Source organism: Streptomyces sp. NPDC097129, assembly GCF_055668065.1.
Window position 1 is genome coordinate 322,740 of sequence record NZ_JBVOQE010000006.1, and the last position, 12,227, is coordinate 334,966.

A 12,227-nucleotide genomic window follows, 5' to 3' on the forward strand; every position below is an offset into this window, starting at 1 on the left:
ACCCGGCGCCGGGCGGGGTCAGCCTGTGGTGAGGCGTGGCGGCTGGGTGCCGGTGACGAGGGCGGTGAGGGCCTGGTCGAGGTCGGGGCCGAGGTACCAGTCGCCGGTGTGGTCGAGGGCGTAGACGCGGCCGGTGGTGTCGATGGCGATGAGGGCCTGGGTGTCGGTTTCGGTGCCGAGGGGGCTGACGTCGGTGTCGAGGGCGCGGCCGAGGTCGCCGAGGGTGCGGGCCATGTGCAGGCCGTGGAGCGGGTCGAGGTGGAGGCCGGCGGGGGCGATCTGGCGGCCGGTGCCGCCGGCGGTGAGGGTGAGGCCGCCGAATTCGGCCCAGGCTTCGACGGCGGCGGGGAAGACGGTGTGGCGGTGGCCGGCGGGTGAGGTGTGTTCGCGCAGGGTGTCGGCCCAGATCTCGGCTTGTTTGATGTCCCAGCGTCCGGGTTGCCAGCCGGCGGCGCGCAGGGCGGCGTCGACGGGGACGGGGAAGCGGGATGGGGGTGCCCCCTGCTCGAACGGAGTTGAGAGCTTGGGGGACGAGGTGCGGTCGGTGTGCATCTGTCCTGGTTCGTCGGTGTGGTGGTGTGCTGGCGTGGTCAGTCGTCGGCGGTGGGGTCGACGATGCGGACGCCGAAGTGGGCGCTGAGGGCGGTGCAGGCGCGGCAGGGGGCGGCGAAGGTGCCGTGGAGGGGGTCGCCGTCCTCGCGGATGCGCCGGGCGGTGAGTTTGGCGTGCTTGAGGGCTTTGCGGGCTTCGCCGTTGGTCATGGGTTTGCGGGCGGCGCGTTTGCTGCGGGCGGCGTCGGCGGTGGTGAGGTGCCGGGAGATGAGGATGGTCTCGGCGCAGCGTCCGGTGAAGCGGTCGCGTTGGGCGCTGGAGAGGGCGTCGAGGAAGTCCTGGACGAGGGGGTGCAGCGCGGGGGGCTGGTCGCTGCGGGCGGCGGTGCCGGTGAGGGTGGCGCCGCGTACGGAGAGGGCGGCGGCGACGGTGGGGAGTATGCCGTCGCGGCGGTGGCGCAGGGTGGGCGGCAGGCCGGTGTCGGTGCTGCTCCAGCCGATGCGGGGGTCACCCGTGGGGGAGGCGCCGGTGTGCGGTCCCGTCTGTGTCGCGTTCATGATCGTCTTACCCTCCCGTGCATCCCCCGAAGGACTCAGAGTGCCAAATGGTGTGGTGGGTGCGGAAGCTGGGGCGGGTTGACACGCCAGGGCCGGGCTGGGCTGTGACGGTGTGGTGACAGGGGTGTGACGGCTGGTCACGGGATGCGGAGGGGTGGCTGGCGGTGCGGGGCCGGTGCCGGTGACCGGGGTCGTCGTACCGCATAGGCTGTCGGCACCGTGATGGGTGCGGTCAGCGTGCCCAGGACCGTTGAGACAGTCGGATACGTGCCGTAGTGGGCCAAGGGTGGTCATACGGGTCGTACAGAGTGCCGCAGGGGGCAACCGCCATGACGACAGGTCGGCTCGGGCAACAAGCCGCGCCGCCGAACGCGGCATACGCCGGGCAGGTCGTGCACTTCCCGGATCCGGTGCGGGCCGCTCGTCATCCCGTCGGGGTGCGGGTGGACGAGCGGGGTTACCCCGACTTCTCGCCCTACGCGCGTGCGGCCGCGGAGGTCGCGGAGCCGCCGGAGGGTTTCGGTGTCGACGAGTTGCGGCTGACGGACTACGTCTCGGCGAACGCGGCGCTGGCGGCGAGCGGGCACGAGTTGTGGGACACGGTGCCGAGTGTGGCGACGCCGCACGGGTGGACGTGGCATCACGTGGTGGGTTCGCGGCGTCTGGAGCTGATCCCGGTCGAGGTGAAGGCGCTGCTGCGGCACCACGGGGGGATCGCGACGGCGGTCGTGGACCAGGACAAGCGGGGGACGCGGCCGTTGCAGGAGACGCGGCCGGCGCACTTCGGGCTGCCGAAGTCGGGTGTGGCGGTGACGGAGCAGCAGGTGCAGGGGGTCGAGGAGGACCTGGGGTTCCGGCTGCCGGGCGCATACCGCTCGTTCGTGAAGGCGGCCGGCGGGTGTGCGCCGGTGGGCACGGCGCTGGACGCGGAGTTGGGGCTGCTGGTGGACCAGCCGTTCTTCACGGTGCGCGACGAGGCGGCGGTCAACGACCTGGTGTACGTGAACAAGTGCCTGCGGGACCATCTGACGAAGGACTACCTGGGTGTCGGTTTCGTCCAGGGTGGTCTGCTGGCGGTGAAGGTGAAGGGCGAGCGGACCGGTTCGGTGTGGTTCTGCGCGTTCGACGACGCGCGGGACGTGGATCCGTCGTGGCCGCCGGCGGAGCGGGTGGAGCGGTTGCTGCTGCCGTGCGGGGACGACTTCGACGCTTTCCTGTCGCGGCTGGCGGGATCTCCGCCGGAGTTGGAGACCGTGGCGAATCTGATGGTGGACGGCGGGTTCGCGCGTGCCGTTCCGGTTTCTTCCGCGGGGGAGTGAGTTCGCGATGGTGACGTTCGCGCAGGCGCAGGAGCGCGCGGAGGAGTGGCTGAACGGGGATGTGCCCGCGTACCAGCATCGTGAGGTGCGGGTGCGGGAGTTCGACCTGGGTTTCGTGGTGTGGGGCGAGGACCGGGAGGACGGGCCGCGGTCGGACGGCGGCGGCCAGCGGCTGGTGATCGCCCGGGACAGCGGGGAGGCCACGCTGTGGCCCGCGTTGCCGGTGGGTGAGGTGATCCGCCGGTACGAGGAGGAGTACGGCCGTGCCCGCACGGCGGAACCGGCGCCGGCGCCCGCGGCGCGGGTGGACCTGAACCAGACGTCGTTCCTGCTGACGCCGCCGGAGTGGTTGCAGGAGGCGGCGGACAAGCTGGGCATTCCGGATCGCCGCCGGGACGACTCGGAGCGGGCGCCGGCCCCCACGGGATCGGACGGCGCCGGGGGCTCCGCCGGCTCGGAAGGGTCTGGCGGCTCCGCCGGCTCGGCGGGTTCGGGCTCGGAGGAGTCCGGGGCGCCTGGTGCGTCGCCGGTGGCCGATACGGCCCGTGGTGCGGGCGCGTTGCCCGGGACGCGGGTCGGCGCGCCGGGAGGTTGGGACACCTCGGGTGCGCCTGCCGCGCCGGGCGCCCCTGCGACGCCGGACGCGTCGCGGCGGGTCGCCGAGGCGCCGGGCGCGCCGGCCGGGGCCACGCCGTGGGCCGGTACGGACACCAACGCGGACGCCGGTGAGGACCGTTCGGTGCCGTTGCCGCAGACGGTGTTCGCGCCGCCGCTGAGCGACGCGGACGGGAACGGGCCGATGACGCCGCCGGAGGCCAAGACGGCGCTGATGTCGGGGGGCAGCGGGCTTCCGCGCACGGCGGTCGCCCCGGCGGTCACGGAGCCGGGCGCGCCGTCGCCGGGCAGCACGCCGCCTCCGCCGTCCGGCAGCACACCCCCTCCGGCGCCGGGTGCCGCGTCGTACGGCTGTCCGCAGGGCCCGGGTGGAGCGGCGACGCCCCCTCCGTCGCCGGGCGCCGCCGCGTCGTACGGCTATCCGCAGGGACCCGGGGCTCCGGGTGCGCCGGCGGGTCCTGGGGCTCCGGCCGCTCCGGGTGGGGCGGGTACGCCGTCGCCCGGTGCTGCCGGTGCCGGTGTGCCGCCGGCGCCGTCGAGCGCCGGTGACATCGCGGAGGCCGCGACCAGCAAGGCGGCGCCGCCTCCGCGGCGTGGGCGGGGTGCGACTTTGCCGCCTCCGCCGGGCGCCCCCGGGGCGCCGGGCGCCGCGGCGGGCGGGTATGTGCCGACGCAGATGGTGTCCTCGCTCGGCCCGGACGGACCGCAGCCGGCTCCCGGCGCGCCGCACGTTCCCGGCGCCCCGCAGCCCCCCGCCGCTCCGGGTGCGCCCGGCGGCACCCCGCCGGGCGGTGTCCACCACGCGGCGACGGTGTTCGCCGACCCGGGACGTCCGGGCGCCCCGCGGCCTCCGGGCGCTCCGGGTGCGCCCGGCGGTACGCCCCCCGGCGGTGTCCACCACGCGGCGACGATGTTCGCCGACCCGGGACGCCCCGGTGCCCCGCAGCCTCCGGGTGCGCCGGGTGCTCCAGGTGCTCCAGGTGCCCCGACTCCGCCCGGCGCTCCCGGCGCGCACTCCTCGGCGGGCGGCGCGCGCGGTGCCGTGCACCATGCGGAGACCGTGCTGGCCGCGCCCCCCGTGGGCGGTCCCGGCATGCCTCTTCCGCCGTCCGCCCCGGGCGCCCCCGGCATGGCGCCGCCCCCGGCGCCGCAGCCGATGCCGCCCGGTGCGATGCCTCCGCCCGGTGCGATGCCCCCGCCCGGCGTGATGCCCCCGCCCGGTGGGCAGCCCGTGCCCGGCTACCCGCAGCCCGTCCCCGGTCAGCCGACCGTCGGCCCCGGCTACCAGGCCGTCCTGCGCTACCGGGCGCACGACGGCTCGGAGCAGCAGCTGATCCGGCGTTCCGCGCCGGGCACCCCGCACCCGGAGTGGCAGATCTTCCACGAGCTGCGGGCCATGAACGTGCCGCCGGCGAACGTGCTGGAGCTGCACACGGAGCTGGAGTCGTGCGAGCTGCCCGGTGCTTACTGCGCGCGGATGATCCGGGAACAGTGGCCGCAGGCGCGGATCACGTCGATCGCGCCGTACGGCACGGATCACGCGAGCCGGCAGCAGGGCATGCAGCAGCTGCTCGCCCATCAGGGTGAGTTGCACCAGGTCGCGGACGGCCCCGCGCGGCCGGCGCCGGTGCGGGCGCCGCTGCCGCCGGTGCAGCCGGTGCCGCCCGTCCCGCCGGAGGGGATCGCGCAGGAGCTGGCGGCGGTGTTCGGGCCGGGGATCTTCCGGTTCGAGCAGCAGGCGGTGTCCCGGCAGGGGGTGCCGCCGATCGTGGCGCACACGCTGGTGGTGGCCGGTCTGCCGGTCGACATGGGCCCGTTCTTCTGGGCGCAGGCCCAACCGGGGCGGCCGGTGCCGACGCTGGCGGAGCTGGCGGCCGAGCGCGGGGTGCAGCCGGCGGCGGACGCGGGCTCGTACCTGGTGATGGGCACCGACTTCGGCAGGGCGCTGTGCGTGCAGTACGGCACCGCGAACATCGTGGCCGTGCCGGTGGAGGCGGGGCCGGGCGGGGCGCCGGTGCCGCCGCAGTTCGTGAACACCGGGCTGCCGGAGCTCCAGCGGTGCCTTGCGCTGCTCGGGCGGATGTGGCGGCTGCGGTACGGGCTGAACCAGGAGCAGGCGGGCCGCTGGACGGTGGACTTCCAGGCGCAGTTGGCGGCGTTGGACCCGGCGGCGCTGGCGTCGCCGGAGAGCTGGTGGTCGGTGCTGCTGGAGCAGATGTGGGACGGGTTGCTGTGACGCTCCGTCAGTGATCCTCGGCCCCGGGCCGAACGGGCCGGTTCTGATCGAAAGATCGGGACCGGCCCTTTCTGTTCCCTTGCGACCGTGACATTCGTCCGGAGTGTCGCGTTATGAACATTTCTGTGCAGTACCTCAAGATGTGCGCCACATCATCATTTTTCGGGTCCGTTCGGCGGAGAGAGGTTCCGGATGAGCAGCACATCGTCGTCGCCGCACGGTTTCGTGACCGTCAAGGGGCGCGGTTACCGTCCCGGGCAGGTCGACGCGTTCGTCGAGGTGATCGCCGAGGACCGGGACGCCGCGTGGGAGCGGGCGGCCCGGCTCACGGTGCTCGCCAAGGAGATGGAGGGCGAGGCGCTGCGGCTGCGCGAGACGGTCGCCGCGCTCCAGCCGCAGACGTACGACGCGCTGGGGGAGCGCGCACGGACCCTGTTCCAGCTCGCGACCGAGGAGGCGGAGGCCGTGCGGGAGGACGCGCGGCAGGTGGCGCAGGAGGAGGTCGCACAGGCCGAGGCGCACGCCGAGAAGGTGCTCAGGGCGGCGCGGGAAGAGGCGGAGGCGGTGCGCGAGGACGCCGACGAGCAGGCCCGGCAGCGCCTTGTCACGGCCCGGGCCCAGGCCGGGGAGATCCGGGTCCTGGCCCGCCGCACGCTCAAGTCCGCCCGTGGCGAGGAGCTGACCGCGCTGCGTGAGCGACGCCAGCGCGCCGCCGTCATGCTCGCCGAGCAGGAGCAGGGGCACATCGAACGCTGGGAGCGGGCCGAGCGGGAGGCCGCCGAGCGGGCGGCGGCGCTGGACGCCCATCACGCGACCCTCATGGCGCGCGCCGAGGCGGCGCTGGAGGAGGCCCGCCAGGCGCTCGTCGACGCCGAGCCCATGGGGCGCCGCTACCAGGAGGCGGCCCGGGTGCGGGCCGCGGAACTGCTGGCCGAGGCCCGCCTGGAGGAGGAGCGCATCGCGCAGGAGACCGAACAGATCCTGCGTGAGCACGGGGAGCGCTGGGACGAGGTGTGCGCCCACATGGACCGTATGCGTGACAGCCTCAGCGACTTGACGGGCCGGCTCGTGGAGTAGGCCGTGGGCGGCCCTGGAACGTGGTGCGCCCTCTCACCTGGGTGATTGTCATGGACCGGGTGTCCGGGGGCGGGTATCGTTCCCGCGCCGCGTCGTGTCGCGGCACGTTCCGTCGACACCTTGCCCGGGGGGGCCTCCACCATGTCCGCTGCCAACGAGCTGCGCCTGCGTCCACCGCTGCCCCAGGGTGCGCGCCCGTTCTCGCACGGTCCGCTGATCGCCGCCGTGGCGGGGCTCGCCGTGGTCGTCCTGGCCGATCTGTTCAGTCTGTTCGCCGCCGCCCGCCTGCGTGGCCTGATCAGTGGCGGCGACGGCTTCCTCGTCGCCGGCCGGCAGCACCTGCTGGACGCCTACGACCTGTACGAGAGGGCCCGGCAGTGGCAGGTCGAGGCCTACCTGCCCTGCGCCGTCGCGTTCGTGGTGTGGTTCTTCCTGATGCGCCGGGCGACGGCCCCCCTGGGCCCGGACCGCTTCCGCAACGGTCCCGGCTGGGCGATCGGGGCCTGGTTGGTGCCGGTGGGCAACCTGTGGCTGCCGTACCAGGTCGCCATCGACATGTGGTACGCCGCCGCGCAGCTGCCGCCCGACGGTGAGCCGTACCGGGTGGTCCGGACCTGGCCGGTGACCCTGTGGTGGAGCCTGTTCGCGTGCGGCATCCTCCTCGACCGGTTCTCCGCCACGCGGTACCGCGGGAGCGAGAACCTGACGGAGCTGCGGAGCGCGGTCGGTCAGTACATGATCGGCGACGTGCTGAACATCGCCGCCGCGGTCGCCGCTGTGTACTTCGCCGTCCAGCTGACGAAGATGCAGCGCCGTAAGGCGACCGAGGGCTCTTACTCGGCCGCCTGAGGGTCCCTCACCCGTCCCGGCGTACCGCGCCGGCCAGGATCCAGCCCTCCACGGCCTCGTACTGGCCGCGCTGTTCCTGTGCCGTGCGGCGGCCGGACAGGAGGGTGCCGGCCCAGCCGAGGGCGAAGCCCAGGGGGATGGTCACCAGGCCGGTCGTGGTGAACGGGAACCAGTTGAAGTTGGCCTCGGGGAAGGCGGCGGCGGGCGAGCCGGAGACCAGGTTGGTGCCGGGCATCAGCAGCAGCACGGACAGGGTGCCGCCGATGAGCGTGGCGAGCAGGCCGGTGCGGGTGTAGCGGCGCCAGAAGAGGCTGTAGACCAGGGCGGGGGCGAGCGCGGAGGCGCCGATGCAGAAGGACAGGGTGACCAGCGGCTGCAGGCTGCGGTGCTGGACCTGGGCGGCGAGCAGGATCGCCGGGACGCCGACGCCGAGCGCGGACAGCCGGGCCAGCAGCATCTCGCGGCGCGGCGACATCTGCCGCACGCGCGTGGCGAAGACGTCGTGCGCGAGGGAGTTGGCGCAGGCGAGGATCATCCCGGCGACGGAGGCGAGCACGGTCAGGAAGATCGCCGTGGTGACGGTGGTGAACAGCAGCGTCTCGGCGTACGAGGCGTCCGCGCCGAACACGGCGCGCGAGCCCAGCAGATAGGCGGTGTTCCCGCGCGGGTCGGCCGCGGCGATCGCGGCGCGGCCGAGCAGGGCGGTGGCGCCGGTGGCGACGATCGTGACCACCAGCACGAACAGCACGACGCAGGACACCGCCCAGGACATGGAGCGGCGTACCTGGCGGGCGCTGGAGGCGGTGTACATGCGCATGGTGACGTGCGGCAGGCACCCCCCGCCGAGGACGACCGTCAGCTCCGAGGTGATCATGTCGAGCCGGGGGCTCGCCCCGCCCGTGAACTCCAGCCCGGAGCGCAGGAAGGCGGGCCCGGCCCCGCTCTTGGCGGCCGCCGCGGCGAACAGCGCGCCCAGGTCCCAGCCGAAGCGGTTCAGGACCAGTACGGCCACCACCGCGCCGGAGCCGAGCAGCATCACGATCTTCATGATCTGGATCAGCGCGGTGCCCTTCATCCCGCCGATCGCCGCGTAGCTGATCATCAGCGCGCCCAGTCCGATGATCACGCCGGTCTTCAGCGCGTCACTGGAGAAGCCCAGGATGAACGCCAGCAGCTGCCCGGTGCCGGCGAGCTGCACCAGCATCAGCGGCAGCAGCGCGGCCAGGGTCACCAGGCTCGCCGTGACCCGTACCGCGCGGCCCGGCATGCGGCGGGCGAGCGCGTCGCCCATGGTGAACCGGCCCGCGTTGCGCAGCGGTTCGGCCAGCAGGAACATCAGCAGCATCAGCGACAGCGCCGTGGCGAGGGCGAGGACGATGCCGTCGTAGCCGCACAGGGCGATCACGCCGCCGGTGCCGAGCACGCTCGCCGCGGAGATGTAGTCGCCGGCGATGGCCAGGCCGTTGCGCAGCGGGGAGAGGGAGCCGTAGCCGGTGTAGAACTCGTCGAGGTCGTCGCCGTCGGGGCCGGTCATCACGCACAGCAGCAGCGTGAGCGTGGCGACGGCCGTGAAGGCCAGCAGGGACATGGTCTGCGCGTTGCCGCTGAAGTGGGTCATCGCGCCGCCTCCCGGGCGGCGTCCACCTCGGACTGGCGGCGGATGCGGTCCACGAGCGGGTCGACGTGGCGGCGGGCGGTGCGCTCGTAGACGGCCACCGCCAGCCAGGTGACGGGGAGCTGGGCCAGGGCGAGCAGCAGTCCGGCGGGCAGGCCGCCGGTGACGGTGCGCGTCATGAACGCGGGCGCGAACGCCGACAGCAGGAGGAAGAGCGTGAAGTAGCCGAGCGCGGTCAGGGTGGCCGTGCGCCGCTGCCAGCGGTAGGCGCTGCGCAGCACCCGCAGGTCGCCGTGGTGGCCGAGGGGGCGGTGCGCGGGTTGCCGGGGCGGCGGCGCGGGCCGCCAGGGGCGGGGGGTGTACGACGGGGACGGGTCGTAGGACATCCCGGTGCTCCTTGCGTGGTGCGGGTCCGGGCGGCGGACCGCAGGGAGGGGGTGGGGGGTGAAGCGGGGTCGCACGCTACTCGCGCGTAGCTTGGAACGCTGCCCTTTCGGCGAACTGAGCGGTCGGTATGCGCTTGCCTGTACGGGCTGTCACCGACCTGTGACACGGAGCAGACAGGTCCGCGGCCTCATGATCCGTACCGTGGGGGGCACAGCCATCCCGTTCGCAGCGGCCTCACATGACCGAGCAGGCGGCATCCGGCTCTCCGCCACCTCCCACCGGCGCCCTTCGCGCCCCCGTTCCACAGGAGTCGTCATGCGCACCGCCCTCCGTACCGCCGTCGCCACCGTCGCCCTCCTCGGCGCGGTCGCGCTGCCCGCCTCCGCCGCCGTCGCGGCCGGCTCGCACGCCGTCACCGCCGCCTCGGCGCGGGCCACCACTCCCGCCGGCGCCGACGCGCGGTACGACGGCCACAAGCTGTACGTCGCGCCGGGCACCCTCGCCGTCCTGCGCAACGCCCCCTCCGACGGCGGCCCGCAGGTCTGGCTGCGCGCGGTGCCCACCACATGGCAGCAGACCGACGGCTGGGGCGGGCGCGTCCTCGCCCTGCTCGACCGGGGCCACACCACCGCCGGCCTGGGCGGCCGCACCTACCGGCTGACCGGCGCCGGCAGCGCCCGGCCGATGCTGGAGGTGGCCACCAAGGGCGGCGTCGAGAAGTACGCGCTCCCCGGCAAGGGCGAGGTCGGCACCCTGGTGCGTACGGTGAAGGCCGTCGACGGCTCCTACGTCAAGGTCTACCGCGTCGCCGCCGGCGACTACCGCGGCGAGAACGTCCACCGCCAGGACTCCCTCGGCACCCTGCACGCCAAGGGCGCCACGGCCGGCGCCCAGCACAACGGCGTCTACTTCGCCCTCACCCCGACGGGGCAGGCGTACAGCTGGACCGGCAACGTCAACGCCCAGAAGAGGACGGGCACCTACCGGCTGCCGAACGGCGTCCTCGCCAGGCTCTCCGAGAAGGGCGGCGTGTGGGCCGTGCAGCTGGTGCGCGCCGGTCACCCCGGCCCGGTGCGTTCCGTACCGGCCGGCAGCGCCGCCACGGCCGCGCAGGACGGCGACACGATCGTCGTGCTGAACGGCGACGGCACGTTCAGCAACCACATCGTCGGCGCCGCCAAGCAGGCCCCGGCGGTCCGCACCGGCGCCTGACGGCGGCCTGGACGGGCGAGCGGGCAGCGGCGACCCGTGCGGTCGCCGCTGCCTTTCTGCTCTCCCGGGCGCGGTGTGCCGGGGTGTCAGTCCGTCAGGACCGGGAAGCGGCGCGGTGCGACGAACAGCAGCACCAGGAACGCCAGCGCCGCCGCGCACGCCGCGCCGGCGTACACGGCGTGGACGGCGTCGGCGAGGGCGTGCCGTACCGCCTCCGGCGCCCGGCCGGCCTGCCACGCGCGCGTGACGGAGTCCAGGTCGCCCGCGCCGCCGAGGCGGGCGGCGAGCACCCCGTTGGCGACCGCGCCGAACAGGGCGGCGCCGACGGTCTGCCCGGTCTGCCGGCAGAACAGCACGGAGGCGGTGGTGGTGCCGCGCTCCGCCCAGCCCACGGTGGACTGCACGCCCACGATGAGCGGCAGCTGGAACAGGCCGAGGGCCGCGCCCAGCGTCAGCATGAGCAGCATCGGCTGCCAGGCGGCTCCGGGATACGGCAGCAGCGGGAAGGCCAGCAGGATCAGCGTGGCGGCGCCGATGCCGAGCATCGCGGTGTCGCGGAAGCCGATCCGCCGGTACACGTGCTGGCTGACGGCCGCCGACATCGGCCAGGTCAGCGTCCACACGGAGAGCACGAACCCGGCGGCGACCGGGCCGAGCCCGAGCACCGACTGGGCGTAGGTGGGCAGGAAGACGGACGGGGCGACCATCAGCAGGCCCAGCCCGCCGAGCGCGAGGTTCACCGCGGCGATGGTGCGCCGCCGCCACACCCAGCCGGGGATGATCGGCTCGGCGGCACGGCGTTCGACGAGGACGACGACCACGGCGAGCGCGAGCCCGGCCGCGAACAGGGCGACGGACGGCGGCGACAGCCACGGCCAGGCCACCCCGCCCTGCACCATCGCGGTCAGCAGCACCCCGCCGCACGCGAACACGGCGAGCGCGCCCGCCCAGTCGACACGCGCGCGTGGCCGCGTCTCGCGTCGCTCCTCGTGCAGATGACGCACGATCAGCCACAACGCGACCGCGCCGACCGGCAGGTTGACCAGGAAGATCCACCGCCAGTCGGCGTACGCGGCGAGCACACCGCCGATCCCCGGCCCGGCGATCGCGGACACCGCCCACACCGTGGACAGCTTCGACTGGATCTTCGGCCGCTCCTCGAGCGGGTACAGATCGGCGGCGAGGGTCTGCACGGTGCCCTGCAGGGCGCCGCCGCCCAGGCCCTGCACGATGCGGAAGGCGATCAGGGCGCCCATGTTCCAGGCGAGCGCGCACAGCAGGGAGCCGAGCAGGAACACCACCGCCCCGGCGACCAGGACGGGCTTGCGGCCGAAGGTGTCCGACAGCTTGCCGTACACCGGCAGGGTGACGGTCACGGCGAGCAGGTAACCGGAGAACAGCCAGGAGAAGACGGAGAAGCCGCCGAGGTCGCCGACGATCTGCGGTACGGCGGTGGCGACGACGGTGGAGTCCAGCGCGGCCAGCGCCATCGCCAGCATCAACGCCGCGACCACCGCCGCCCGTTGCCGGGTGCCCGGTGGCCGGGTGACGCCGTCGCGTATCGCAGGTCTCGCCGTGTCCACCGGGTGCCCTTCCGTCGTGCCATGGGTCCGTGCCCCTTGCAGCTATCTGCCGGGGACAGCTTCCCACTTGACCCTGACGCGACGGGAGGGCGCAGGCTGAGTGCACCTCGGGGTGGAGCGCGACCCCGACGGCCCCTCCACCCGCCGGTGGAGCGCCCCTAGGGGTTCCTCCGCACTACGGCTCGGGGAGGGCTCGTCCCCCTGGAGGACGAGCGGGCGGGGCCG

Annotated in this window: 10 protein-coding genes; 5 read left to right on the forward strand and 5 right to left on the reverse strand. The window is 74.3% G+C overall.

What is annotated here, in order from left to right:
• Nucleotides 1–18 precede the first annotated feature (18 nt).
• Together AC0B9F_RS19935 and AC0B9F_RS19940 are read right to left on the reverse strand one after the other, a co-directional pair.
• Nucleotides 19–552, reverse strand: a complete 534-nt coding sequence (locus AC0B9F_RS19935) for an SUKH-3 domain-containing protein (RefSeq protein ID WP_472004348.1) — start codon at nt 550–552, stop codon at nt 19–21.
• A 38-nt stretch (nt 553–590) separates the two neighbouring features.
• Nucleotides 591–1,109, reverse strand: coding sequence for a YwqJ-related putative deaminase (locus AC0B9F_RS19940; protein ID WP_472004350.1), 519 nt, complete (start codon nt 1,107–1,109; stop codon nt 591–593).
• Between the two features lie 329 nt (nt 1,110–1,438).
• Here AC0B9F_RS19940 and AC0B9F_RS19945 point away from each other — a divergent pair, with 329 nt between their 5' ends.
• From AC0B9F_RS19945 to AC0B9F_RS19960, 4 genes are all read left to right on the forward strand, one after another.
• Nucleotides 1,439–2,428 carry an SMI1/KNR4 family protein gene (locus tag AC0B9F_RS19945; protein WP_472004352.1) on the forward strand — a complete coding sequence of 330 codons (990 nt, stop codon included), beginning with the start codon at nt 1,439–1,441 and terminating at the stop codon, nt 2,426–2,428.
• Between the two features lie 7 nt (nt 2,429–2,435).
• Nucleotides 2,436–5,279: an SUKH-4 family immunity protein gene (locus tag AC0B9F_RS19950; protein WP_472004353.1), complete on the forward strand. Its 2,844-nt coding sequence runs from the start codon at nt 2,436–2,438 to the stop codon at nt 5,277–5,279.
• Nucleotides 5,280–5,471: 192 nt separating this feature from the next.
• Nucleotides 5,472–6,356 (forward strand): DivIVA domain-containing protein, encoded by an 885-nt coding sequence (locus AC0B9F_RS19955; RefSeq protein ID WP_472004355.1) that lies wholly within the window; start codon nt 5,472–5,474, stop codon nt 6,354–6,356.
• A 141-nt stretch (nt 6,357–6,497) separates the two neighbouring features.
• Nucleotides 6,498–7,205, forward strand: coding sequence for a DUF4328 domain-containing protein (locus AC0B9F_RS19960; RefSeq protein WP_472004357.1), 708 nt, complete (start codon nt 6,498–6,500; stop codon nt 7,203–7,205).
• Nucleotides 7,206–7,212: 7 nt separating this feature from the next.
• On the opposite strand, the gene AC0B9F_RS19965 is transcribed toward AC0B9F_RS19960, so the two are convergent.
• Nucleotides 7,213–8,823, reverse strand: a complete 1,611-nt coding sequence (locus tag AC0B9F_RS19965; protein WP_472004359.1) for a sodium/solute symporter — start codon at nt 8,821–8,823, stop codon at nt 7,213–7,215.
• Nucleotides 8,820–9,206 (reverse strand): DUF485 domain-containing protein, encoded by a 387-nt coding sequence (locus AC0B9F_RS19970; protein WP_472004361.1) that lies wholly within the window; start codon nt 9,204–9,206, stop codon nt 8,820–8,822. The genes AC0B9F_RS19965 and AC0B9F_RS19970 overlap by 4 nt, the downstream gene beginning before the upstream one ends.
• A gap of 316 nt (nt 9,207–9,522) precedes the next feature.
• On the opposite strand from AC0B9F_RS19970, the gene AC0B9F_RS19975 reads away from it, so the two are divergent.
• Nucleotides 9,523–10,419, forward strand: coding sequence for a hypothetical protein (locus AC0B9F_RS19975; protein WP_472004363.1), 897 nt, complete (start codon nt 9,523–9,525; stop codon nt 10,417–10,419).
• Nucleotides 10,420–10,505: 86 nt separating this feature from the next.
• Here AC0B9F_RS19975 and AC0B9F_RS19980 read toward each other — a convergent pair whose 3' ends face one another.
• Entirely contained in the window at nt 10,506–12,002 is a 1,497-nt protein-coding gene (locus AC0B9F_RS19980) for an MFS transporter (RefSeq protein ID WP_472004364.1), read from the reverse strand.
• Nucleotides 12,003–12,227: the final 225 nt, after the last annotated feature.

Coding starts and splice junctions, on each gene's coding strand:
- AC0B9F_RS19935 (WP_472004348.1), bottom strand. CDS start 552: ATGCACACCGACCGCACCTCGTCCCCCAAGCTCTCAACTCCGTTCGAG.
- AC0B9F_RS19940 (WP_472004350.1), bottom strand. CDS start 1,109: ATGAACGCGACACAGACGGGACCGCACACCGGCGCCTCCCCCACGGGT.
- AC0B9F_RS19945 (WP_472004352.1), top strand. CDS start 1,439: ATGACGACAGGTCGGCTCGGGCAACAAGCCGCGCCGCCGAACGCGGCA.
- AC0B9F_RS19950 (WP_472004353.1), top strand. CDS start 2,436: ATGGTGACGTTCGCGCAGGCGCAGGAGCGCGCGGAGGAGTGGCTGAAC.
- AC0B9F_RS19955 (WP_472004355.1), top strand. CDS start 5,472: ATGAGCAGCACATCGTCGTCGCCGCACGGTTTCGTGACCGTCAAGGGG.
- AC0B9F_RS19960 (WP_472004357.1), top strand. CDS start 6,498: ATGTCCGCTGCCAACGAGCTGCGCCTGCGTCCACCGCTGCCCCAGGGT.
- AC0B9F_RS19965 (WP_472004359.1), bottom strand. CDS start 8,823: ATGACCCACTTCAGCGGCAACGCGCAGACCATGTCCCTGCTGGCCTTC.
- AC0B9F_RS19970 (WP_472004361.1), bottom strand. CDS start 9,206: ATGTCCTACGACCCGTCCCCGTCGTACACCCCCCGCCCCTGGCGGCCC.
- AC0B9F_RS19975 (WP_472004363.1), top strand. CDS start 9,523: ATGCGCACCGCCCTCCGTACCGCCGTCGCCACCGTCGCCCTCCTCGGC.